Origin of the sequence: Pseudomonas fuscovaginae SE-1 (genome assembly GCF_000364705.1) — a bacterium.
Classification (GTDB): domain Bacteria; phylum Pseudomonadota; class Gammaproteobacteria; order Pseudomonadales; family Pseudomonadaceae; genus Aquipseudomonas; species Aquipseudomonas fuscovaginae_A.
This window is the reverse complement of record NZ_AQOH01000030.1, coordinates 37316-60158: the sequence shown is the minus strand read 5'-3', so window position 1 is coordinate 60158 and position 22843 is coordinate 37316. Positions and strand designations below refer to the sequence as shown.

At 62.7% G+C, this 22843-nt stretch carries 24 protein-coding genes; all 24 read right to left on the bottom strand.

Translation table 11 applies throughout. The features are described 5' to 3' along the window. The coding region (locus K675_RS0104290; RefSeq protein ID WP_017902278.1) for an Hpt domain-containing protein at positions 1–949 on the bottom strand (949 nt) is incomplete at its 3' end. 14 nt (positions 950–963) lie between these two features. After that, positions 964–1752 (bottom strand): protein phosphatase CheZ, encoded by a 789-nt coding sequence (locus K675_RS0104285; protein ID WP_017902277.1) that lies wholly within the window; start codon positions 1750–1752, stop codon positions 964–966. 22 nt (positions 1753–1774) lie between these two features. Further along, positions 1775–2146 carry a chemotaxis response regulator CheY gene (locus K675_RS0104280; RefSeq protein WP_008006721.1) on the bottom strand — a complete coding sequence of 124 codons (372 nt, stop codon included), beginning with the start codon at positions 2144–2146 and terminating at the stop codon, positions 1775–1777. A 191-nt stretch (positions 2147–2337) separates the two neighbouring features. After that, on the bottom strand, positions 2338–3078 hold the full coding sequence (gene fliA / locus K675_RS0104275) for an RNA polymerase sigma factor FliA (RefSeq protein ID WP_026144915.1): 741 nt from the start codon (positions 3076–3078) through the stop codon (positions 2338–2340). Beyond that, positions 3075–3908 (bottom strand): flagellar synthesis regulator FleN, encoded by an 834-nt coding sequence (gene fleN, locus K675_RS0104270; RefSeq protein ID WP_017902274.1) that lies wholly within the window; start codon positions 3906–3908, stop codon positions 3075–3077. Before fleN ends, fliA begins: the two co-directional genes overlap by 4 nt. Positions 3909–4029: 121 nt before the next feature. Then, entirely contained in the window at positions 4030–5364 is a 1335-nt protein-coding gene (gene flhF / locus K675_RS0104265; protein ID WP_017902273.1) for a flagellar biosynthesis protein FlhF, read from the bottom strand. An 11-nt stretch (positions 5365–5375) separates the two neighbouring features. Further along, a complete protein-coding gene (flhA, locus tag K675_RS0104260) occupies positions 5376–7505 on the bottom strand; it encodes a flagellar biosynthesis protein FlhA (protein WP_017902272.1) in 2130 nt (709 codons plus the stop codon). A 175-nt stretch (positions 7506–7680) separates the two neighbouring features. Then, the gene (gene flhB, locus K675_RS0104255) at positions 7681–8820 is read right to left on the bottom strand and encodes a flagellar biosynthesis protein FlhB (RefSeq protein ID WP_017902271.1); all 1140 of its coding nucleotides are present in this window, start codon (positions 8818–8820) and stop codon (positions 7681–7683) included. A gap of 2 nt (positions 8821–8822) precedes the next feature. Then, positions 8823–9605, bottom strand: a complete 783-nt coding sequence (fliR, locus tag K675_RS0104250) for a flagellar biosynthetic protein FliR (RefSeq protein ID WP_017902270.1) — start codon at positions 9603–9605, stop codon at positions 8823–8825. Position 9606: 1 nt separating this feature from the next. Beyond that, on the bottom strand, positions 9607–9876 hold the full coding sequence (gene fliQ, locus K675_RS0104245) for a flagellar biosynthesis protein FliQ (protein WP_017902269.1): 270 nt from the start codon (positions 9874–9876) through the stop codon (positions 9607–9609). Between the two features lie 20 nt (positions 9877–9896). Continuing rightward, positions 9897–10649 (bottom strand): flagellar type III secretion system pore protein FliP, encoded by a 753-nt coding sequence (gene fliP / locus K675_RS0104240; protein ID WP_017902268.1) that lies wholly within the window; start codon positions 10647–10649, stop codon positions 9897–9899. Then, positions 10649–11077, bottom strand: a complete 429-nt coding sequence (gene fliO / locus K675_RS0104235; RefSeq protein WP_017902267.1) for a flagellar biosynthetic protein FliO — start codon at positions 11075–11077, stop codon at positions 10649–10651. The genes fliP and fliO overlap by 1 nt, the downstream gene beginning before the upstream one ends. Further along, positions 11078–11536, bottom strand: a complete 459-nt coding sequence (fliN, locus tag K675_RS0104230) for a flagellar motor switch protein FliN (protein ID WP_017902266.1) — start codon at positions 11534–11536, stop codon at positions 11078–11080. Positions 11537–11590: 54 nt separating this feature from the next. Beyond that, positions 11591–12559 (bottom strand): flagellar motor switch protein FliM, encoded by a 969-nt coding sequence (gene fliM, locus K675_RS0104225; protein ID WP_017902265.1) that lies wholly within the window; start codon positions 12557–12559, stop codon positions 11591–11593. Positions 12560–12568: 9 nt separating this feature from the next. Continuing rightward, positions 12569–13081, bottom strand: coding sequence for a flagellar basal body-associated protein FliL (fliL, locus tag K675_RS0104220; protein WP_017902264.1), 513 nt, complete (start codon positions 13079–13081; stop codon positions 12569–12571). Between the two features lie 336 nt (positions 13082–13417). Beyond that, positions 13418–14821, bottom strand: coding sequence for a flagellar hook-length control protein FliK (locus tag K675_RS0104215; RefSeq protein ID WP_017902263.1), 1404 nt, complete (start codon positions 14819–14821; stop codon positions 13418–13420). Positions 14822–14908: 87 nt separating this feature from the next. Then, on the bottom strand, positions 14909–15268 hold the full coding sequence (locus K675_RS0104210; protein WP_017902262.1) for an Hpt domain-containing protein: 360 nt from the start codon (positions 15266–15268) through the stop codon (positions 14909–14911). Between the two features lie 29 nt (positions 15269–15297). After that, on the bottom strand, positions 15298–17004 hold the full coding sequence (locus K675_RS0104205; protein ID WP_017902261.1) for an ATP-binding SpoIIE family protein phosphatase: 1707 nt from the start codon (positions 17002–17004) through the stop codon (positions 15298–15300). A gap of 5 nt (positions 17005–17009) precedes the next feature. Further along, positions 17010–17315 carry an STAS domain-containing protein gene (locus K675_RS0104200; RefSeq protein ID WP_026144914.1) on the bottom strand — a complete coding sequence of 102 codons (306 nt, stop codon included), beginning with the start codon at positions 17313–17315 and terminating at the stop codon, positions 17010–17012. Positions 17316–17447: 132 nt separating this feature from the next. Continuing rightward, on the bottom strand, positions 17448–17897 hold the full coding sequence (gene fliJ, locus K675_RS0104195) for a flagellar export protein FliJ (protein ID WP_017902259.1): 450 nt from the start codon (positions 17895–17897) through the stop codon (positions 17448–17450). 7 nt (positions 17898–17904) lie between these two features. Continuing rightward, complete coding sequence (fliI, locus tag K675_RS0104190; protein WP_017902258.1) at positions 17905–19263, bottom strand: flagellar protein export ATPase FliI; 1359 nt, start codon at positions 19261–19263, stop codon at positions 17905–17907. Next, a complete protein-coding gene (gene fliH, locus K675_RS0104185; RefSeq protein ID WP_017902257.1) occupies positions 19253–20035 on the bottom strand; it encodes a flagellar assembly protein FliH in 783 nt (260 codons plus the stop codon). Before fliH ends, fliI begins: the two co-directional genes overlap by 11 nt. Before the next feature lie 10 nt (positions 20036–20045). Beyond that, positions 20046–21065, bottom strand: coding sequence for a flagellar motor switch protein FliG (gene fliG / locus K675_RS0104180; RefSeq protein WP_017902256.1), 1020 nt, complete (start codon positions 21063–21065; stop codon positions 20046–20048). Continuing rightward, positions 21058–22839: a flagellar basal-body MS-ring/collar protein FliF gene (gene fliF, locus K675_RS0104175; protein WP_017902255.1), complete on the bottom strand. Its 1782-nt coding sequence runs from the start codon at positions 22837–22839 to the stop codon at positions 21058–21060. The genes fliG and fliF overlap by 8 nt, the downstream gene beginning before the upstream one ends. Between the last annotated feature and the right edge of the window lie 4 nt (positions 22840–22843).

Sequence of the window (22843 nt, the reverse complement as noted above, 5' to 3'; positions counted from 1 at the left end):
TGGCGGCGACCGGTGCGGCGGCGGTCGCCGCCACATCGGTGAACTTGCCCTTGCCATGCAGTTCGTCGAGCAGGGACTCGAACTCCTGGTCGGTGATCAGGTCGCTGCCGGAGGCGCCGGTCACTTCCGAGGCCTGGGCCGCCGCCGCAGCGGTATCGATCCCCTCGACCTTGAACGTTCCCTTGCCGTGCAACTGATCGAGCAGGGCTTCGAATTCGTCGTCGGTAATGTCGCCGCTATCGGGCTGTGCACCGGCTGCCTCGGCGGCCGGTTCCTGGGCCGGGGCCGTCACGGCGTCGGGCGCGAACTGGCCCTTACCATGCAACTGGTCGAGCAGCGACTCGAACTCGGCGTCGGTGATTTCATCGCTCTCGACCTCGCCTTCGCTGGCGGCGTGTGGCGCATCGGCCTTGCCACCGTCGAGCGAGTCGAGCAGTTGTTCGAATTCATTGTCGGTGATGTCACCGGATGGGCTTTCGGCAACCGGTTCGGCCACAGGCTCCGGTTCCGGCTCGGGTACCGCGACCTCGGCCACGGGTTCCGGTGCGGGTTCGGCTCCGGCCGGTTCCGCCAGGCGCGACAGGGCCGCCAGCAGTTCCGGGGTAGCCGGGGTGATCGACGTGCGCTCGCGCACCTGGCCGAACATGCTGTTGACCGTGTCCAGCGCTTCCAGGACAACGTCCATCAACTCCGAGTCGACTCGACGCTCACCCTTGCGCAGGATGTCGAACACGTTCTCGGCGATGTGACAGCACTCCACCAGCTCATTGAGCTGGAGGAAGCCGGCGCCCCCTTTTACAGTGTGAAAACCGCGAAAAATGGCATTGAGCAGGTCGGCATCGTCCGGTCGGCTTTCCAGCTCGACCAGTTGTTCGGACAGTTGCTCAAGAATTTCGCCGGCCTCAACCAGGAAATCCTGAAGGATCTCTTCATCGGCGCCGAAGCTCATGTGTATGGGTGCTCCTAGAATCCAAGGCTGGAAAGCAAATCGTCGACATCGTCCTGGCCAGACACAACGTCTTCACGTTTATCGGCATGAATCTGCGGACCTTCACCCTTTGCCATTTGTTTTTGTGGATCTTTTTGCGCAAGGATCGCTTCGCGGTCATGCTCGATGCCGGCAAAGCGATCCACATGGCTGGCCATCAGCACCAGCTTGAGCAGATTGCTCTCGACCTCGGTGACCATCTGCGTGACACGCTTGATCACCTGGCCGGTCAGATCCTGATAATCCTGGGCCAGCAGGATATCGTTGAGTTCGCTCGACACGGCCTGGGTTTCCTGCTCGCTGCGCGTCAGAAAACTGTCGACCCGCCGGGCCAGCGCACGGAATTCCTCGGCGCCGACCTCGCGCCGCATGAACCGGCCCCAATCGGCGCTCAGTTGCTTGGCTTCGTCATTCAGGCCATTGATCCGAGGGGTCGCGCTTTCCACCAGGTCCATGGTGCGGTTGGCCGCGGCCTCGGTGAGCCTGACCACATAGGACAGGCGCTCGGTGGCATCAGTGATCTGCGAGACTTCCTCGGCCTGCGGCATGGTGGGATCGATCTGGAAATTGACGATCGCACTGTGCAACTCGCGAGTCAGCTTGCCGACTTCCAGGTACAAGCCGCGGTCACGGGCCTGGTTCAGCTCATGGATCATCTGCACGGCGTCGCCGAAGCGGCCTTTTTCAAGGCTTTCGACCAGCTCACGAGCATGTTTTTTCAGGGTCGATTCAAAATCGCCCAGAGAGGATTCGTAGTGCTCCATAGCGCCCCCGTGGCGGACTTCATCAACCGATGCGTTCGAAGATCTTCTCGATCTTCTCTTTCAACGCCTGGGCCGTGAATGGTTTGACCACATAGCCGTTCACGCCGGCCTGAGCGGCCTCGATGATCTGCTCGCGCTTGGCCTCGGCCGTTACCATCAGAACAGGCAGATGCTTGAGCTTCTCGTCGGCACGCACGTGGCGCAACAGATCGATGCCGGTCATGCCGGGCATGTTCCAGTCGGTGACCAGAAAGTCGATGCTGCCACTGTTCAGGACCGGAATGGCGGTAATACCGTCATCGGCCTCGACAGTGTTGGTGAACCCGAGATCACGCAACAGGTTCTTGATGATCCGCCGCATCGTTGAAAAGTCATCAACAATGAGGATTTTCATGTTCTTGTTCAATTCGACCTCCAAGCAGTCTTAAACGCGTTTCAGCACCTGGACGCGCTGTTAAATCAATTCGGCACAACACTCGACAAGGCTCTGTACCCTGCTGCATGGAAACCACCATCGGCCGAGCCGCCGATACACCGTCACACGCTGCATCGGTCTCGTTCGCAGTGCCCCCACGCACTGCCCCGTCAACGCGCTCGCCATTCCCCCAAACGCCCCCGCAAGCGGGCTGCGCACTGGCTATGCAACTGGCTGACCCGTGACTCGCTGACCCCCAGGACCTCGCCGATTTCCTTGAGGTTCAGCTCCTCGTCGTAGTACAGCGACAACACCAGCCGCTCACGCTCCGGCAAATTGGCGATCGCATCCGCCAGCGCGGTCTGGAAACGTTCATCCTCCAGATCGCGCGACGGTTCGAGATGAGCACTCGCGCCATCCTCGTGCAGCCCTTCATGCTCGCCGTCCTGTAACAGGTCGTCGAAACTGAACAGGCGACTGCCCAAGGTATCATTCAAAATCCCGTAATAATCATCGAGACTCAACTGGAGTTCGGCTGCAACTTCATGATCTTTAGCGTCGCGACCGGTTTTCGCTTCAATTGCGCGGATTGCGTCACTGACCATGCGGGTGTTGCGGTGTACCGAACGGGGTGCCCAGTCACCCTTGCGCACCTCGTCGAGCATCGCGCCACGAATGCGGATACCGGCATAGGTCTCGAAACTGGCGCCCTTGCCCGAATCGTATTTGGTCGAGACCTCGAGCAGGCCGATCATCCCGGCCTGGATCAGATCCTCGACCTGGACGCTGGCCGGCAACCGCGCCAGCAGGTGATAGGCAATGCGCTTGACCAGCGGCGCGTAGCGCTCGATCAATTCATACTGGCTGTCACGCGACGACTTGGAATACATGCGATAGCCACTTGCAGTCATAGTACCGGTCCCGCACTCGTTTGAAGTACCAGACGTTCGACGAAGAATTCCAGGTGCCCACGCGGGTTGGCGGGCAACGGCCAGGTGTCGACCTTCTGCGCGATGGCCTTGAACGCCAGGGCGCATTTCGAACGAGGGAAAGCTTCATAGACCGCACGCTGCTTTTGCACGGCCTTGCGAACGCATTCGTCGTAGGGAACGGCGCCAACGTATTGTAGGGCCACGTCGAGGAAACGGTCCGTGACCTTGGTCAACTTGGCGAACAGGTTGCGCCCTTCCTGCGGGCTCTGGGCCATGTTGGCCAGGACCCGGAAACGATTCATGCCATAGTCGCGATTGAGCAGCTTGATCAATGCGTAGGCGTCGGTGATCGAGGTCGGCTCATCGCAGACCACCAGCAGCACTTCCTGGGCCGCGCGGACAAAACTGACCACCGAGTCACCAATACCCGCAGCGGTGTCGATCACCAGCACGTCGAGATTGTCGCCGATGTCGCTGAACGCCTGGATCAGGCCGGCATGCTGGGCCGGATTGAGGTTGACCATGCTCTGGGTACCGGAAGCCGCCGGCACGATACGGATCCCGCCGGGCCCCTGCAGCAGCACATCGCGCAATTCGCAGCGACCCTCGATCACATCGGCCAGGGTCCGTTTCGGGGTCAGCCCCAGCAGAACGTCGACATTCGCCAGGCCCAGGTCGGCATCCAGCAGCATGACACGCCGGCCAAGCTCAGCCAGCGCCAGGGACAAGTTCACTGACACGTTAGTCTTCCCGACGCCACCCTTGCCGCCGGTCACCGCAATCACCTGTACGGGATGCATGCTGCCCATGTTCTCTTCTTACCTTGTCTTGCGTAGACGGAAGGCCACATAACTGGCTGCGCGCTCCCGAGGGAGACTAATGCCTGGCAGACCATCGATGTAGATGCGTTGCAACGTCTTCATGGTTACCTCACCCCACTCGCTTGGAGGGGCTGTGGTAGATGTCAGCGAACATATCGGCCATGGCCTCTTCGCTGGGTTCTTCCTGCATCTGCACACTCACTGCACGACTCACCAACTGGTGACGGCGAGGCAGATGCAGATCGTCCGGGATCCTCGGTCCATCGGTCAGATAGGCCACCGGCAATTCATGGCTGATGGCCAGGCTCAGCACTTCGCCGAGGCTCGCCGTCTCGTCCAGCTTGGTCAGGATGCAACCGGCCAGGCCACAGCGCTTGTAGCTGTGGTAGGCGGCGGTGAGCACCTGCTTCTGGCTGGTGGTGGCCAGGACCAGATAGTTCTTTGCCTTGATCCCGCGACCGGCCAGGCTTTCCAGTTGCATGCGCAAGGCCGGGTCGCTGGCCTGCAGGCCGGCGGTGTCGATCAGCACCACGCGCTTGCGCAACAGCGGATCGAGGGCCTGAGCCAGGGACTGGCCGGGGTCGACATGGGTCACGGAGACATTGAGAATCCGCCCCAGCGTCTTGAGCTGCTCCTGGGCGCCAATGCGGAAGCTGTCCATGCTGACCAGCGCGATATTCTGTGCACCGTACTTGAGTACGTAGCGTGCGGCCAGTTTGGCCAGCGTAGTGGTCTTGCCCATGCCGGCCGGGCCGACCATGGCGATCACCCCACCCTCTTCCAGCGGCTCGATTTCGGGCGTGACGATCATCCGTGCCAGGTGCGCCAGCAACATGCGCCAGGCCTGGCGTGGATCCTGAATCTCGGTGATCAGCGCCAGCAGGTCACGCGACAGCGGGCCGGACAGGCCGATGCGCTGCAGGCGCCGCCAGAGGTTGGCCTGTTCCGGCTGACGGCCTTGCAACTGGTTCCAGGCCAGCGAGCCGAGCTGGACTTCCAGCAGCTCGCGCAAGCCATTGAGTTCCGAGCGCATCGACTCGAACACCCGCTGATCCACCGCCGGGGCCGCCGCAGCCGGGGCCGCGGCCGGAGCCGGGCGGCGCGGCTCATCGAAGGTCGGCTCGATCAGCGGCTCGGCCGCGGTCAACGGCAGGCCGGCGAACAGTTGGCGATTGGTGCCGGCGTCGCTCTCACCTTCGCTGCGCAGGCTCAGCTCGGCCTGGGCGTTGACGATCCGCGACTGGGTCTTGCGCAGCTCGTCCTCAAGCTCCATGTTCGGAACCCGTGGAGCCAGGGCCGAGAGCTTGTAGTCGAGCGCAGCCGTCAGCTCGACACCGCCGGCGATCCGGCGGTTGCCGATGATGGCCGCGTCCGAGCCCAATTCGTCACGAACCAGCTTCATGGCCTGACGCATATCGGCGGCGAAAAAACGCTTAACTTGCATAACCCACTACCTCAGCCGTTGGGCCCTACTGTCGCAACGATGGTGACTTGCTTGTTGTCCGGAATTTCCTGGTAGGCCAGCACATGCAGACTGGGTACCGCCAGGCGTCCGAACCGCGAAAGCATCGCGCGAACCGGACCGGCCACCAGCAGGATCACCGGCTGCCCCTGCATCTCTTGACGCTGGGCGGCTTCAATCAGTGAACGCTGGAGCTTTTCAGCCATGCTCGGCTCGAGGAGAACGCCCTCTTCCGAGCCCTGTCCGGCCTTCTGCAGACTATTGAGCAATATTTGTTCCAACCTTGGCTCCAAGGTGATCACAGGCAGCTCGGAGTCAAGCCCTACAATGCTTTGGACGATTGCACGGGATAATCCGACACGCACGGCGGCGACCAAAGCGGCAGTATCTTGACTCTTGGAGGCATTGTTGGCGATGGCTTCGGCAATGGTGCGGATATCGCGCACCGGTACGTGTTCGGCAAGCAATGCCTGCAGCACCTTGAGCAGATGTGACAGGGAAATGATCCCCGGCACCAGCTCCTCGGCCAGTTTTGGCGAGTTCTTGGCCAGCAGTTGCATGAGCTGCTGGACCTCCTCGTGGCCGATCAGTTCGCTGGAGTGCTTGTACAGGATCTGGTTGAGGTGGGTCGCGACCACGGTACTGGCATCGACCACGGTGTAGCCCAGCGACTGCGCCTGGGCACGCTGGCTGACCTCGATCCAGACCGCATCCAGCCCGAAGGCCGGGTCCTTGGCGGTGATCCCGTTGAGGGTGCCGTAGACCTGCCCCGGGTTGATCGCCAGTTCGCGCTCGGGGTAGATCTCGGCCTCGGCCAGGATCACCCCCATCAGGGTCAGGCGATAGGCGCTGGGAGCCAGGTCGAGGTTGTCACGAATATGCACGGTGGGCATCAGGAAGCCCAGATCCTGGGACAGTTTCTTGCGCACGCCCTTGATCCGCGCCAGCAACTGCCCGCCCTGGTTGCGGTCCACCAGCGGAATCAGGCGATAGCCCACTTCCAGGCCGATCATGTCGATCGGCGTCACGTCATCCCAGCCCAGCTCCTTGGTTTCCATGGCGCGAGCCGGCGACGGCAACAGTTCCTGCTGGCGCTGGACCTCGGCCAGGGCCAGGACCTTGTCGGCATTCTGCTTTTTCCAGAGCAGGTAGGCTGCACCGCCGGCCAGCAGTGCCAGGCTGAGGAAGGAGATGTGCGGCATGCCCGGCACCAGCCCCATGATCGCCATCAGGGCGGCGGCGACGGCCAGGGCCTTGGGCGAGGCGAACATCTGCCGGTTGATCTGCTTGCCCATGTCCTCCGAACCGGAGGCACGGGTCACCATGATGGCCGCTGCTGTGGATAACAACAGTGATGGCAATTGCGCCACTAAACCGTCACCGATGGTCAGCAGGGCGTAGACCCTGCCGGCATCGACGAACGTCATGTTGTGCTGGAGGATCCCGACCAACATGCCGCCGATCAGGTTGATGAACAGGATCAGCAGACCGGCGATGGCGTCACCGCGGACGAATTTGCTGGCACCGTCCATCGAGCCGTAGAACTCGGCTTCCTGGGCCACCTCCGAACGGCGCGCCTTGGCCTGGGCCTGATCGATCAGGCCGGCGTTGAGGTCGGCGTCGATCGCCATCTGCTTGCCGGGCATCGCGTCGAGGGTGAAACGCGCGCTCACCTCGGAAATCCGCCCGGCACCCTTGGTCACCACGACGAAGTTGATGATCATCAGGATCGCGAAGACCACGATACCGACCACGTAGTTACCGCCGATCACCACCTCGCCGAAGGCCTGGATCACCTTGCCGGCAGCGGCATGACCCTCCTGGCCGTGAAGCATGACCACCCGGGTCGAGGCCACGTTCAGCGACAGGCGCAACAGCGTTGCCACCAGCAGGATGGTCGGGAAAACGGCAAAGTCCAACGGCCGCAGCGCGTACACACAGACCAGCAGGACCACGATCGACAGGGCGATGTTGAAGGTGAAGAACACGTCGAGCAGAAAGGCCGGCATCGGCAACATCATCATCGCCAACATGATCAGCAGTAGCAGCGGCACACCCAGGTTGCCCCGGCCAAGGCTGACCAGGTTACTGCGAGCCGTGTTGATGAGTTGAGTGCGATCCACCGGTATTCCTCGTCACCTTGAAGCAAACTTTTGACGCCCGCGGGCGTCGTGGAGCTGCTTCTGCAAGAAGCTCTCCAACTATGACGAAGATCCAGAAAATGCTCAGAGGCGCACGGATTGCGGACCTATTCGCGGGCAAGCCCTGCCCAGGCCACCCGCACAAGAGCGACCGCCATCAGGAATCGCGGCGCAGATCCGGCGGAATCGGCAGGTCGTCCTTGAGCGGGTCCGGCCGGCGCCCCTTGCCCGCGCGGAACTGGCGAATCTGATAGACATACGCCAGCACCTGCGCAACCGCCAGGTAAAGCCCCGACGGGATTTCCTGCTCCAGCTCGGTGGAGTAATAGATCGACCGCGCCAGGGCCGGTGACTCGAGCAGCATGATCTCGTGCTCGACGGCGATCTCGCGGATCTTCAGGGCAATGAAGTCGTTGCCCTTGGCCAGCAGGATCGGCGCCCCGCCCTTTTCCGAGTCATATTTGAGCGCGACCGCATAGTGTGTGGGGTTGGTGATGACCACGTCCGCCTCGGGAATCGCCGCCATCATCCGATGCTGGGACATCTCCCGCTGCAACTGACGAATCCGCTGCTTGATCTCGGGACGCCCCTCCTGATCCTTGAACTCGTCGCGCACTTCCTGCTTGGTCATCAGCAGCTTCTTGTGGCTTTCCCACAACTGCAACGGCACGTCCACCGCCGCGATCAGCAGCAGGCCGAGGGACATCCACCAGGCACTCCACCCCACCAGTTGCAGGCTGTGGATAATCGCCATTTCCAGAGGTTCATGAGCGATGCTCAGCAGGTCGTCGATATCCGACGACAGCACCGCCAGCGCGACCATCAGGACGATAGTGAATTTCGCCAGGGCCTTGAGCAGTTCCACCAGAGACTTGGGCGCGAACATGCGCTTGAGACCGGATAGCGGGTTCATCCGGCTGAACTTGGGCGCCATGCTGCCGGCGGCGAACAACCAGCCCCCCAGGGAAACCGGCCCGATGAGGGCGGCAGCCAACAGGGTCAGCAGCAGCGGCTGAACCGCCAGGAGCGCCGCCTTGCCCGACTGCAGCAGGAAGATCGCCATGTAGCGCTGGTCGAGCACCACCTCGCGCGACAGGGTGAAGTTCAGCCGCATCAGTTCGGCCATGTGCTGGGCCAGCGTACCGCCGAACATCAGCACCCCGCCCGTGCCGGCCATCATCACCACCAATGTATTGAGTTCCTTGGAACGGGCAATTTCGCCCTTTTCCCGGGACTCCCTCTTGCGCTTCTCGGTGGGTTGTTCTGTCTTGTCCTGACCGCTCTCGCTCTCTGCCATGCTCAGCGCGCCCGTGCCAATTCACGTAAAAACTGCAAGGCCTCGGCGACCAGCGGTTGATACTGATTGAGAAGGTCCCCGAGGCTGACCCAGAGGATCAGCATCCCCAGGGCCAGCGTCAGCGGGAAGCCGATGGAAAAAATGTTCAGTTGCGGCGCCGCACGGGTCATGATGCCGAAGGCGACGTTCACTACCAGCAGTGCGGTGATCGCCGGCAGAACCAGCATCAGCGCGGCCGCGAGCACCCAGCCGAGCTTGCCAGCGATCTGCCAGAAATCCGTAGCCGCCAGGCCGCTGCCCACCGGCAGGGTGGTAAAACTCTCGGTCAGCACCTCGAACACCACCAGGTGGCCGTTCATCGCGAGGAACATCAGCGTCACCAGCATGGTCAAGAACTGCCCGATCATCGCGGTCGAGACTCCGTTGACCGGGTCGACCATCGAGGCGAAGCCCATGCCCATCTGGATCGCGACGATCTGCCCGGCCACCACGAAGGCCTGAAACAGCATCTGCAGGGAGAAACCGAGCAAGGCGCCGATGATGATCTGCTCGGCGATCAGCATCAGCCCGCTGAGGTCGAGCGGATGAACCTCGGGCATCGGCGGCAACCCCGGGGTGATCACCACGGTAATGGCCAGGGTGAAATACATTCGTATCCGTCGCGAAACCAGGGCCGTACCGAAGATCGGCATGGTCATCAGCATCGCGCCGACCCGGAACAGCGGCAGCATGAAGCTCGCGACCCAGGTACTGATCTGCGTATCGGTCAGCGCGAGCAGCGACATGTCAGCCAATGACCTGCGGAATGCTGGCGTAGAGCGTCTGGATGTACTCCATGAATTTCTGCACCATCCACGGACCGACGACGATCAGGGTGATCAGCATCACCAGCAGTCGCGGCAGAAAGCCCAGGGTCTGTTCGTTGATCTGCGTGGCGGCCTGGAACATCGACACGATCAGACCGATCACCAGGCTCGGCACCACCAGCACAGAAACCATCAGCGTGGTCAGCCAGAGGGCATCGCGGAAAATATCAAGGGCTACTTCAGGCGTCATGGCACGTTACTCGTATAGATCTAGACACCACCGAAACTGCCGGCCAAGGTACCGATGATCAGCGCCCATCCATCCACCAACACGAACAGCATGATCTTGAACGGCAGGGAGATGATCAGCGGCGACAGCATCATCATACCCATCGCCATCAACACACTGGCAACCACCAGGTCGATGATCAGGAACGGGATGAAGATCATGAAACCGATCTGGAACGCGGTCTTCAGCTCGGAAGTGACGAAGGCCGGCACGATGATGGTCAGCGGCGCCTGGTCGGGCGAGGCGATGTCGGTGCGCTTGGACAAGCGCATGAACAGCTCCAGGTCACTGCTGCGGGTCTGTGCCAGCATGAAGTCCTTGACCGGCCCCTGAGCCTTGAGCACCGCATCCTGGGCCGTGAGCTTTTCGGCGAGATAAGGCTGCAGGGCCTGCTGATTGACCTTGTCGAACACTGGCGCCATGACGAACATCGTCAGGAACAGCGCCATGCCGGTAAGGATCTGGTTCGACGGCGTCTGCTGCAAGCCCAGAGCCTGGCGCAGGATCGAGAAGACGATGATGATCCGGGTGAAGCTGGTCATCAGGATGACGAACGCCGGAATGAAGCTCAGCGCCGTCATGATCAGCAGGATCTGCAGGCTGACCGAGTACTCCTGCTGGCCGTTGGCGCCCGTGCCGAGGGTGATCGCCGGGATCGACAACGGATCGGCAGCGAACGCCAGCGGTGCGGCCAGTACCAGCACCAGGGTCAGGATGAAACGCAACGCAACCATCACTTCTTGTCCTTACCCAGCAATTCCATCAGGCGTTGGGCGAACTCCGGCGCCGCCGGCTCGCCATTCGACACCTGCACCGGCTCCTTGAGCACGTGCAACGGGGTAATCGTGCCCGGTGTCAGGCCGAGCAGGATCTGTTCCTTGCCGACCTGTACCAGCACCAGCCGGTCACGCGGTCCGAGCGCGCGTGAACCGATCAGCTCGATCACCTGCGCCTTGCCCGCCGGCCCCGCCTGCTGCACGCGACGCACCATCCAGGCGAGAGCGAAGATCACCACCAGCACCAGCAGCAGGCCCAGTACCAACTGCGCCAACTGCCCGGCCATGCCGCCACCGACCGTCGGCGCAGCCGCCGCCGTGGCCGCGGGCTCGGCAGCCAACGCAGAGAGCGGCAAGCACAGGAGCGCGCCGAGAAGCCTGCTCATTCAGCGCAACTTCTTGATACGTTCGCTCGGACTGATCACGTCGGTCAGACGGATACCGAACTTTTCGTTCACCACCACCACTTCACCATGAGCGATCAGCGTACCGTTGACCAGCACGTCCAGTGGCTCGCCGGCCAGACGGTCGAGTTCGATCACCGACCCCTGGTTCAACTGCAGCAGGTTGCGGATGTTGATATCGGTGCTGCCGACTTCCATGGAAATCGACACCGGGATGTCCAGGATCACGTCCAGGTTCGGTCCATCGAGGGTGACCGGGTCCTGGCTCCTCGGCACACTGCCGAACTCTTCCATCGGCAGGCGGTTGGAGCCTGGCGCGGTGGCCGCATCGGCCGCCAGCAGGGCGTCGATATCGGCCTGGCCGGATTCACCGGACTCTTCCAGGGCGGCCGCCCATTCGTCAGCCAGGGCCTGGTCGTTCATATCGTGTTCATCAGCCATGAGTCATCCTCGGCAGGCAGAAATTCAGTTAACGGTACATGCCTGGTCGAGCGCTCAACGGCGCTCGATCGGCGAAATCACTTGCAGCGCCAGGTTGCCCTTGTGGGAACCGAGCTTGACCTTGAACGACGGCACGCCGTTGGCGCGCATGATCATGTCCTCGGGCAACTCCACCGGAATCACGTCGCCCGGCTGCATGTGCAGGATGTCCCGCAGGCGCAGTTGTCGACGGGCCACGGTGGCACTGAGTGGCACGGCCACATCCAGCACGTCTTCGCGCAGGGCCTTGACCCAGCGTTCATCCTGGTCGTCGAGATCCGACTGGAAGCCGGCATCGAGCATTTCGCGCACCGGCTCGATCATCGAATACGGCATGGTCACGTGCAGGTCGCCCCCCCCACCGTCGAGCTCGATATGGAAAGTGGACACCACCACCGCCTCGCTCGGGCCGACGATGTTGGCCATGGCCGGGTTCACTTCCGAGTTGATGTACTCGAAATTGACTTCCATGATCGCCTGCCAGGCCTCCTTCAGGTCGATGAAGGCCTGCTCCAGCACCATGCGCACCACCCGCAGTTCGGTCGGGGTGAACTCGCGACCCTCGATCTTGGCGTGACGACCATCGCCGCCGAAGAAGTTGTCCACCAGCTTGAACACCAGCTTGGCGTCGAGAATGAACAGCGCAGTACCGCGCAATGGCTTGATCTTGACCAGGTTGAGACTGGTCGGCACGTACAGCGAGTGCACGTATTCGCCGAATTTCATCACTTGCACCCCACCTACCGCCACGTCGGCGGAACGGCGCAGCATGTTGAACATGCTGATACGGGTGTAGCGGGCAAAACGCTCGTTGATCATCTCCAGGGTCGGCATGCGTCCACGGACGATGCGATCCTGGCTGGTCAGGTCGTAACTTTTGACGCTGCCGGGGTCGGCAACGTTTTCGGTCTGCACCAGGCCGTCGTCGACGCCATGCAAGAGGGCATCGATCTCATCCTGGGACAGCAGGTCCTGCACGGCCATGTCGTGATCCTACTGCAGTACGTAGTTAGTGAAGAGCAACTGTTCGACCACCGGCTTGCCCACCTCTTTCTGGGCCACTTCCTGCACGCTGGCAGTGGCCTTCTGGCGCAGCAGTTCCTGGCCGACCGGTGTCGCGAGGGTTTCGTAGGCCTGCCCGGAGAACAGCATGACCAGGTTGTTGCGGATCACCGGCATATGGACTCTCAAGGCTTCCAGGTCAGCCTGGTTGCGCGCCAGCAGGGTGATGCTCACCTGCATGTAGCGCTGGCGGCCGCTGGCATCCTTGAAGTTGGTGACAAAGGCTGGCGCCATCGGCTCGTAGATCGCCGGCTGCTTGCCGGTCGGGGCCGCCTCGGCATGCGCTTCGGAGGCGGGCTTGCTCTGGGCACTGTGCATGAAGTACCAGGTCGCGCCCACGGAAAGACCGATGGCCAATAACAGGGCCACCACGATCACGATAATCAGCTTGAGTTTGCTTTTCCCGCCTGGTTCCTTTACCGCTGCCGCTTCGCTCTTCGCCATGCCAATAATCCGTCACTATTCGATTTTTCACAGTCGCACGGCAAGGCTGAGGCAAGTGTTATGCCAGAGTTGAGACAAACTCAAAGGAGAGAGGCATTGAGCCGCGAAAGGAACTCGACTGACGCCTTGACGATGGGAGACTCTATGGTTGTGCGCAAGGTTTGAGGGCTTCTTCGCGGCGGTCCGACGCTTCGCTGAAGCCTGTGGGAGCCGGCCGGGCGGCGCTCCGCTTGCTGGCGATAGCGATTTGACAGTCGATGGTTGCGCTGACTGAAACATCGCAATCGCCAGCAACCCGGCTCCTGCAAAAGCTTCCCGACCACACGGCGGGAAGGATCAGGCGTAGTAGTCGACCGCGCTGGAACCGACCACCACACTGGTGCCGGCCGCCGCCGCAGCCGCCTCACCGACAGCCGCGACGGACAGGTCATCATCACCACCGTCGACGCGGGTGCCGCCGTTGTTGCTCCCCTTCTGGGCCTGCTGTTGCTGCTGTTGCGGGTCCTGCCCCTGACCGGCCCAGCCACGCGCCTGGTCAGACACGCTGACATCGGCCTGGCCCAGGCCCTGCTGCTGAAGCATCTCGCGCAGACGGAACATGTTGCCTTCCAGCGCATCGCGAACAGCGGCATGACCGCTGATGAAATTGATCTGCGTGGTCTGGTCGGCCGACATGTTGACCTTGATGTCCAGTCGCCCCAGTTCCGCCGGTTCCAGTTGAATGTCAGCGGATTTGAGGTTGGCACTCGACAGATACATGACCCGGTTGACCACTTCCTCGGTCCAGCCGCTCTGGTGCATGGCCAGCGGCTGGTTGACCGGCAGCGCATTGGCAGTCTTGGGCACCACCGCCTGAGTCAGGGCCGCCAGGCGATTGGCGAAATCATCCACACGGGTGTCGCTCGAAGCGCTTTTCAGATCCTTCAGGCCATCCTCGATCAGGCCCTTGAAGGACTTCTCGCCCCCCTGCTCGGTGGTGCCCGCGTCGGTTTTCTGAGCGACCAGCAGGCCCAGATTGCCAGCCAGGTTCTGCGCCTGAGTCGGATCCTGATCAGCGTTGCCGGCAGTCTTGGCGGTGGCCGACTGACTGGCGGTCGACACGTGCCCGCTCTGCTCCATCGCCAGGCGCACGACCGGCAGGTTGTCCAACGGATCGGCGTTCGGATCGAAGTCATCGGTGCCCGTCGGGATCGCAGCCGCCTGCACCGGTGTCACGGTCGCGGTTGTCGCCAGTGGTGTCTCCACCACCGGTTCCGGCTGCACCGGCGCGGGCGGCGTCTCAGCGACCGGCGGTGTGACGACAGCCTGGATCAGCGCCGGATCGACCGGCACGGCATCCGCCACCGGGGCGCTGCCGGCCGTGTCCTTGCCGCTGTCGTCGGCATTCGCCTGCCCCTCGCCGCCAGCCTGCGCGCTATCGCTGCTGGTGGTGGTCTTGTCATCGGCCTTGCTGGCAGGCAAGGAATTGCCGCTATCGGCAACCGCCGGCTTTGCCACGTCGTCCTTCTTGCTGGCGATGGTGTCTTTTTTTGCCGGTGCCACCGCACTGGTGTCGCGGGTCGACTTGAGCGGTGCATCCGCCTGCTTGACCGGTTTGCTCTGGGTGTCCTTGTAGACCTGGGCAAAGCTGGAAGCATTGTCCTTGGGCTCCGCAGCCGGGGTTGGCTGACTGCTCGCCAGGTCAACCTTGGACTTGGCCGCAGCGGTGGCCTGCAGGAAAGGATTGGGAGCGAGGGGCATAAAACAGTCTCCGCTGCACAGGGATCGTAGATTCAATACAGGGAGTGCAAGCAAGGTTCGGGCCAGCTTATCCGACAGCGTCGTCAACTAATGCTTGACCGGGAACCGCTCGCGTTCGCGCGCATACAGAAAGCGCACCTGCTCGTACTCGCGATCGATCCGCCCGAGCAGAGCCTCGATCTCCGGTAGCGGCAACTGCGCGGCCTGTTCTTCCAACTGCCGGCAAAGGTCGGCCAGATGGAAAGCGCCCATGTTGCTGCTGCTGCCCTTGAAGCTATGGGCGACCAGCCCCAGCTCGGCCGGGTTGTTGGCCTGATGCAACTGGCCCAGGCGTTTTTCCGAATCGTCGAGGAAGGTGTCCAGCAATACCGGATACTCGTCCTCCATGACTTCCTGCAATGCATTGAGCACGTCGTAGTCGAGGTGTTCTTCCTGATTGACGCTCACTGATTCGCTCCCTGATCAACACCCGTGAATTATGCCTGAGGCCCCCACGAAAACTCCACGTGGGCACACCGGCCGCCCTTGGACCAGCGGGCGCGGTGACCAAGCTGGCGGACCAGGCCGATACCACGCCCCGACAACCGTCCAACCTCCGGCGGGCACTCCATGACCCGCTCGAAATCGAAACCGGCACCGCTGTCCTCGACCTCGATGGACAGTCGCCCACCCTCGCCTTCCGGGGTCACCCGCAGGCTGACGCGGACAAATCCCTCGCTCAGGTCGAGCAGACGCCGGTTGCGCTGCTCATAGTATTGCGCGAAGCCGCGCACATCGCGTTTGAGGTTGGAATCCAGGCCCAGCACGCCATGTTCCAGGGCATTGGAATACAGCTCGGCGAGCACGCTGTACAAGGCGCCGCCGAGGGCCCGCAAGCCATGCACCTCCGTCAGCAGTTGCAACAGGTAGGGCAATGGGTTGAAGCGCCGCAGCGTCGCGGCGCGGAATTCGAAATTGACCGACCAGTCCAGCGGACAGGACTCACCGCTGTCGGAATAGACCACCGCCGTCGGCAACTGCGCGCCGATCTCGGGCAGGCCGATCTCCACCAGGCTGATATCGTCGCGGGCCACGCCACCGAACCGCCTGAGCGCCTCCTGGACCTCCTCGAACAGCAGATCCGCATCCCGGTTGCGCTCGAACACCTGGTGCAGGCGCTCCACACCGAACAATTGCTCATCACCGTTACAGGTATCGATGACGCCGTCCGACAGCAGGATGATCCGATCGCCCCGGGCCATGGGATAGACCTCGGTGCGGTCGTCGAAGGCCTTGGCCCCCAGCACCCCCAGCGGCAGATGCCGGGCCACCAGCGGCCGGCGCTCGCCCGAGGCGACATCGTACAGATAGCCGTCGGGCATGCCGCCGTTCCACACCTCGACCGCCCGCCGATGCGGGCTCAGACGCAGAAAGGTGGCGCAGCAGAACATGTCCACCGGCAGGATACGCTTGAGCTTGGCGTTCATCTCACGCAGGGTTTCCGCCGGCCCGTAGCCCTTGGCGGTCATGCCATAGAAGACTTCCGCCAGCGGCATCGCGCCGACGGCGGCCGGCAGGCCATGACCGGTGAAATCGCCAAGCAGGATGTGCATGTCGCCACCCGGCGTATAAGCCGCCAGCAACAGGTCGCCATTGAACAGCGCGTAGGGCGATTGCAGGTAACGGATGTTCGGGGCCCGCAGGCAGCCGGAGTGGGCGACCTTGTCGAACACCGCCTTGGCCACCCGCTGCTCGTTGAGCAGGTAGTCATGGTGCCGGGCGATCAGGTCACGCTGCTGCAGTACGGTCGCCTGCAAGCGGCGCAGGCGATCCATCGCCTTGATCTTGGCCGCGAGAATGACCTGGTTGTAGGGTTTTGCCAGGAAGTCGTCACCGCCCGCCTCCAGGCAACGAACCAGCGCGCTGCTTTCGGTCAGGGAGGTGAGAAAGATGATCGGCACCAGCGACTCGCCAGCCAGCCGCTTGATCCGCCGCGCGGCCTCGAAGCCGTCCATCACCGGCATCAGCGCATCCATCAGCACCAGTTGCGGCCCCTGCGCCTGGAACACCTCGACCGCCTCGGCGCCATTGCTGGCAGTGAGCACCGTGTGCCCCTGACGTCGCACGATACTCGACAGCAGCAAGCGGTCGGCCGCACCATCCTCGGCAATCAGTACCGTCAGCGGCTCCTCATCGGACTGCATGATCGTCAGGCGATATCGAAGAGCTTGTCGAAATTGGAGATGGCGAGGATCTTGCGCACGTCCGAGTTGCTGTTGATCACGCGGATATCGGCACTGTCGCCGCCCGCATGGTCACGCAACAGGAGCAGCATCCCCAGGGCCGAACTGTCGAGGTAGGTGGCATCCTTCAGATCGACGACCACCGAGTCGGGCCTGGTGTCGACCCGCTCGTAGGAATCGCGAAACTCCTGATGCTTGCCGAAATCGAAGCGCCCCTTGATGGAGATCGTCAATTTCCTGCCGTTGTCACTTACTGCAGACTCTACAGCCATGATCCAGCTTCCTTGTCAGTGGCAATGTGTACAAGGTTTAGCACCCCGCTGACGGCAGGGCAACCAAGACCGTCAAAATACCTGCGGTCGACCCGCGCCCCGCCTGGAACGCGGGACCTGTCCGCCGGGCACTCAGTAGGCGTTCTGGCGCGGCAGGCGCTGGGACAACTCGTCCAGCAGTTTCTGCTCGCGCTTGTCCTCCAGCATCCGGGCCTCTTCGATGTAGCGCTGAACCAGCTTGCGCAGGCCTTCGACACGGGCATAGGCCTCCTGCCAGACTACCCGGCCCTTGTCGAGATTGTTCTGGTGCCAGGCCAGGCTCTGGCGCTGCTGGGCCACCGCGGTATCCAACTGGCTGAGAAACTGCTGGTAGCCCAGCAGCCACTGACTGGAAACGCCGTGCCGGCCACGCTCGATCCATTGTTCCTGATACTGCAGGCGAAACCCTTCGAGGTCGGCCAGCTTGTTCTGCGCCAGTTGCACCTGCCCCTGGAAATAACCCAGGCGCTGGGCAGCCGTGCGCTCCTTGCTCTCGGCCATCTCGACCACCGGCGCCAGGCGCGCGGCTCGACTCTGGGCCATGGCCGGATCAGCCGCCCGCCGCCGGGGCGAAGATCGTCGACAGGTGCGCGTCGCTCTCGCCGAGGCTGACGTTGTCGTTCAGGCTTTGGCGCAGGTACTGAACCATCGCCGGCTGCAGCGAGATCGCCGTGTCGGTCTCGCGATCGCCGCCAGCCACATAGGCACCGACGCTGATCAGGTCACGTGCCTGTTGATAACGCGACCAGAGCTGCTTGAAGTATTGCGCGCGCTTCATGTGGTCGGGACTGACTACCGCTGGCATCACCCGACTGATGGATGCCTCGATGTCGATGGCCGGGTAATGCCCCTCCTCGGCCAGACGCCGGGACAGCACGATGTGCCCGTCCAACACACCCCGCGCCGAGTCGGCGATCGGGTCCTGCTGGTCGTCGCCTTCCGACAGCACGGTATAGAAGGCGGTGATCGAGCCGCCGCCGGCCTCGGCATTACCGGCCCGCTCCACCAGTTTCGGCAACCTGGCGAATACCGAAGGCGGATAACCCTTGGTCGCCGGCGGCTCACCGATGGCCAGGGCGATTTCCCGCTGAGCCTGGGCGAAGCGGGTCAGCGAATCCATCAGCAGCAGGACATTTTTGCCCTTGTCGCGGAAATACTCGGCGATCCGCGTACAGTACATCGCCGCACGCAAACGCATCAGTGGTGCATCGTCGGCAGGGGATGCAACCACCACCGAACGCTTGAGCCCCTCCTCACCCAGGATGTGCTCGATGAACTCCTTCACCTCACGACCCCGCTCGCCGATCAGCCCGACCACGATGATGTCGGCCTCGGTGAAACGGGTCATCATGCCCAACAGCACACTCTTGCCGACGCCGGTACCGGCGAACAGCCCGAGACGCTGACCACGGCCCACCGTCAACAATCCGTTGATGCAGCGGATACCGACATCCAGCGGCTGGTGGATGGGGTCACGATTGAGCGGATTGATGGTCGGACCGTCCAGCGGCACCCAGTCCTCGGCCTTCATCCCGCCCTTGCCGTCCAGCGCCCGCCCGGCCCCGTCCAACACCCGGCCGAGCATGCCCATGCCCATCGGCAGGCGGCCGGTATCGGCCAGCGGCACGACCCGGGCCCCCGGCGCGATACCGGCGACGCTGCCCACCGGCATCAGGAACACCTTGTTGCCGGAGAAGCCCATGACCTCGGCTTCGACCTGCACTGGATGGTAACTGTCGTCGTTGATCACCACGCAGCGCGCGCCCATGGCCGCGCGCAAGCCCTCGGCTTCGAGGGTGAGGCCGACCATGCGCAACAGGCGCCCTTCGAGAATCGGTTGTCCCGGCAGATTGATCGCGTCGGCGTAAGAGCTCAAGCGCTTGCCGAAGCTGGTCCGTTCAAGACGCATCGGCGGGTTCCGGGGTGCCTAGCGGCACGTGGAATTCACCCAGGTCGACCTGGAGGTCGGGCTGGGCCGGATGCAGCGACTGCTCGTGCATCTGATCGAACAGTTGGGCGATCGCCTGTTCGATCCGCGTTTCGACGCTGGCATCGATCCGGCTGTGCTCGGTCTCGACCCGACAACCGCCAGGCAGCAGCGCCTCGTCCTCGACGATGCGCCAGGACGCCTCGTGGCGCTCGCGCAAGGCCTTGACCTGCTCGAAATCCTGCGGATTGATGTACAGCCGCACATTGTCGACTTCCAGCGGCAACAGCTTGAGCGCTTCGCGCAGCACGTGTTCGATCTGGCTGGAATCGGTCTTGAGTTCGCGCTGGATGACCTGCCGGGTGATATGCCCGACCAGTCGCACCAGGGTCTTCTCGATCTGCTGGTCCTGCTCGGCGATGGGCTGGAACAGGTTGCCCATAAGCCGCTCGAGGTTGGCCAGCTTGACCCCCAGGGCCACTTCGGCCTCCTGGCGGACCTTGATCTGGGTACTGTGGAAGCCTTCCCGCTCACCTACCGCGAAGCCTTCGTTGTAGGCTTCCTGGCGAATGGTCTCGAGCTCCTCGAGGGTCAGTGGCTGGACCTCCTCCAGCGGCACTTCCTCGATCTCGGCCTGCGGCTCTTCCTCCGGCTCCGGCTCGGGTTCTTCCACCTGCGGGTCGAAACTGGGCAGCGACCACAGGTCGAAGCCGCTGACGTCTCGCGCGCGGATCAGATCGGTTGGATCAGTCATGGCTCGATCCTTAGATCATCTCTTCGCCGCCCTTGCCACCGAGCACGATTTCTCCGGCTTCGGCCATACGGCGGGCGATGGTGAGGATTTCCTTCTGCGCGGTCTCCACGTCGCTGACGCGGACCGGGCCCTTGGCCTCGAGGTCGTCGCGCAGCAATTCCGCCGCACGCTTGGACATGTTCTTGAAGATCTTTTCCTTGACGTTCTCGTCGGAGCCCTTGAGCGCCAGTACCAGCACGTCCGAGGAGACTTCGCGCAGCAGCGCCTGGATACCGCGGTCGTCGACATCGGACAGGTTGTTGAAGACGAACATGAGGTCTTCGATCTGGGTCGACAGATCCTCGTCCACTTCGCGGATCGAATCCATGAGCTGGCCTTCGATCGAGCTGTCGAGGAAGTTCATGATGTCCGCGGCACGCTTGATACCGCCCAGGGTGGTACGGGCGGCGTTGGAGTTGCCGGAGAACTGCTTCTCGAGAATCTGGTTGAGCTCCTTGAGGGCCGCCGGCTGCACGGTGTTCAGCGAGGAAACCCGCAGGATGATGTCCAGGCGCACCTTGTGGTCGAAGTTGTTCAGCACTTCGCCGGCCTGGTCGGGGTCGAGATAGGCCACGACGATCGCCTGGATCTGCGGGTGCTCGTAGCGGATGACATCGGCCACGGCGCGTGGCTCCATCCACTTGAGGCTGTCCAGGCCGCTGGTGTTGCCACCGAGCAGGATACGGTCGATCAGGCCGTTGGCCTTGTCCTCGCCCAGGGCCTGGGTGAGCATCTTGCGCACGTAGTCGTCGGAGCCGACGCCCAGGCTGGTCTGGTCGCCGACGATGTCGACGAACTCGCTCATGACCTGCTCGACCTGCTCGCGATGCACGTTGCGCATCTGTGCCATGGCCACGCCGACACGCTGGACCTCCTTGGGCCCCATGTGACGCAACACCTGCGCGGCATCGGCAGAGCCCAGCGACAGCAGCAGGATCGCGGCTTTATCCACCCGGGTCAGCTTCTGGGTGACGGCGGCGTTATTACTCATCGGCGTTAATCCACTCTTTGACGACCTGTGCCACACGGCCCGGATCTTCGGCTACCAGACTCTTGATGGCGTTCAACTGCGCGTCATAGCCTTCACTTGGGCTTGGCAGGAGGATGCTCTGCGGACCGCCGAGGCTCACGCGGTCGTTGGCCAGCTCGCCATCCAGGCCGCCCATGCCACCGAGTTCGACGTCGCCGAGACCGGCCAACTGCTTGCTCTTGCCACCGTTGGTGATGTTGTTCAGCACCGGACGCAGCACGCCGAACACCAGCACCAGGATGAACAGCACGCCCAGTACCTGTTTGACCACATCCCAGAACCAGGGTTGCGAATAGAACGGAATATCGGCGATCACTTCTCCACGCTCGGCGGAGAACGGTACGTTGATCACGCTCACGCTGTCGCCGCGGCTGGCATCGAAACCGACGGCATCCTGCACCAGGCGGGTGAAGCGCGCCAATTCGTCGGCGCTCCACGGGTTGCGGGTGGTTTCGCCGTTGGCCGGGTTGACCTTGACCTGGTCATCGACCACCACCGCCACCGACAGGCGGGTCAGGCGACCCTGCTGCTGCTTGGTATGGCTGATGGAGCGATCCAGCTCGAAGTTCTTGGTGGATTGTTGACGCTTGTCCGACGGATACGGCGCCAGCATCGGCTGACCGGTCGCCGGGTCCATGATCTGCTGGCCGTTGGCATCGAGCAGCGGCTGGCCAGGTTGCACCGCACCGGCCGAAGCGGTGGCACCACCGGTGGTCTGCGGCGCCGAAGCCGGTGCCGGCGGCTGGTTGCTCAAGGCTCCCGGAACACCCTGCGGGCCGTTGCTGGCGGTGCGCTGTTCACTGGTCGACTGCTCGCTGCGCAGCGCCGGCTGGTCCGGATTGAACTGCTCGGAGGTCGATTCGACCGAACTGAAGTCGACATCCGCCGAAACCTCGGCCTTGTAGCGATCATTGCCGAGGATCGGTTGCAGGATGTTATGCACGCGCTGAGTCAGCATGCTTTCCATGCGGCGGCTGTAGTCGAACTGCTTGCCGGCCATGGTCAGTTCGGAGTTCTGCGCCTGGTCGGAGAGCAGGTTGCCCTTCTGGTCGACCACGGTGATCTGCGATTTGTTCAGCTCGGGGACGCTGGTTGCCACCAGGTTGATGATCGCCACCACCTGGCCCGGTTCCAGGGAACGGCCAGGGTACAGCTCGACCAGCACCGAGGCGCTTGGCTTGCGCTCGTCACGGACGAACACCGAGCTTTTCGGAATCGCCAGGTGCACACGGGCCGCCTTGACGTTGTTCAGGCTGGAGATGGTCCGCGCCAGTTCGCCTTCAAGGCCGCGCCGGTAACGGGTCGCCTCCATGAACTGGCTGGTGCCCAGGCCCTGTTCCTTGTCGAGGATCTCGAAGCCGATGTTGCCATCGGTCGGCGCCACACCGGCGGCGGCCAGTTTCAGACGGGCACGGGACACATCCTCGGCCTTGACCAGCAGCGCACCGGAATTCGGTTCGACGGTGTAGGGAATGTCCGCCGCCGTCAGGGTTTCGGTGACCTGCTTGGCATCCATACCGGCCAGGCTGCCGTAAAGCGGCCGGTAGTCAGGTTGCTGGGACCACAACACCACGGCAAAACCAATCGCCACGCTGGCAGCCAGGCCGACCATCAGGCCGACCTGACGCAGCATGGTCATCTCGGAAAGGTTTTCCAGAAAGGACAAACCGAACAGCGGCTTGCTCTCTGTCGCACCGGCCTTGGCCGGTACGTTCTCGGCGACTGCTTCTGCCATGACT

Bases quoted from the DNA above. Each gene is read 5' to 3' on its own strand.
- flhF (WP_017902273.1), bottom strand. From the start codon at position 5,364: ATGCAAGTTAAGCGTTTTTTCGCCGCCGATATGCGTCAGGCCATGAAG.
- K675_RS0104280 (WP_008006721.1), bottom strand. From the start codon at position 2,146: ATGAAAATCCTCATTGTTGATGACTTTTCAACGATGCGGCGGATCATC.
- fliR (WP_017902270.1), bottom strand. From the start codon at position 9,605: ATGTCGCTGCTCGCGCTGACCGATACGCAGATCAGTACCTGGGTCGCG.
- fliQ (WP_017902269.1), bottom strand. From the start codon at position 9,876: ATGACGCCTGAAGTAGCCCTTGATATTTTCCGCGATGCCCTCTGGCTG.
- flhB (WP_017902271.1), bottom strand. From the start codon at position 8,820: ATGGCAGAGAGCGAGAGCGGTCAGGACAAGACAGAACAACCCACCGAG.
- fliN (WP_017902266.1), bottom strand. From the start codon at position 11,536: ATGGCTGATGAACACGATATGAACGACCAGGCCCTGGCTGACGAATGG.
- fleN (WP_017902274.1), bottom strand. From the start codon at position 3,908: ATGGGCAGCATGCATCCCGTACAGGTGATTGCGGTGACCGGCGGCAAG.
- fliG (WP_017902256.1), bottom strand. From the start codon at position 21,065: ATGAGTAATAACGCCGCCGTCACCCAGAAGCTGACCCGGGTGGATAAA.
- fliI (WP_017902258.1), bottom strand. From the start codon at position 19,263: ATGCGTCTTGAACGGACCAGCTTCGGCAAGCGCTTGAGCTCTTACGCC.
- fliF (WP_017902255.1), bottom strand. From the start codon at position 22,839: ATGGCAGAAGCAGTCGCCGAGAACGTACCGGCCAAGGCCGGTGCGACA.
- K675_RS0104200 (WP_026144914.1), bottom strand. From the start codon at position 17,315: ATGGCTGTAGAGTCTGCAGTAAGTGACAACGGCAGGAAATTGACGATC.
- K675_RS0104285 (WP_017902277.1), bottom strand. From the start codon at position 1,752: ATGGAGCACTACGAATCCTCTCTGGGCGATTTTGAATCGACCCTGAAA.
- K675_RS0104215 (WP_017902263.1), bottom strand. From the start codon at position 14,821: ATGCCCCTCGCTCCCAATCCTTTCCTGCAGGCCACCGCTGCGGCCAAG.
- fliP (WP_017902268.1), bottom strand. From the start codon at position 10,649: ATGGTTGCGTTGCGTTTCATCCTGACCCTGGTGCTGGTACTGGCCGCA.
- fliJ (WP_017902259.1), bottom strand. From the start codon at position 17,897: ATGGCCCAGAGTCGAGCCGCGCGCCTGGCGCCGGTGGTCGAGATGGCC.
- fliL (WP_017902264.1), bottom strand. From the start codon at position 13,081: ATGGCGAAGAGCGAAGCGGCAGCGGTAAAGGAACCAGGCGGGAAAAGC.
- fliH (WP_017902257.1), bottom strand. From the start codon at position 20,035: ATGACTGATCCAACCGATCTGATCCGCGCGCGAGACGTCAGCGGCTTC.
- fliA (WP_026144915.1), bottom strand. From the start codon at position 3,078: ATGACTGCAAGTGGCTATCGCATGTATTCCAAGTCGTCGCGTGACAGC.
- fliM (WP_017902265.1), bottom strand. From the start codon at position 12,559: ATGGCCGTGCAGGACCTGCTGTCCCAGGATGAGATCGATGCCCTCTTG.
- fliO (WP_017902267.1), bottom strand. From the start codon at position 11,077: ATGAGCAGGCTTCTCGGCGCGCTCCTGTGCTTGCCGCTCTCTGCGTTG.
- K675_RS0104205 (WP_017902261.1), bottom strand. From the start codon at position 17,004: ATGCAGTCCGATGAGGAGCCGCTGACGGTACTGATTGCCGAGGATGGT.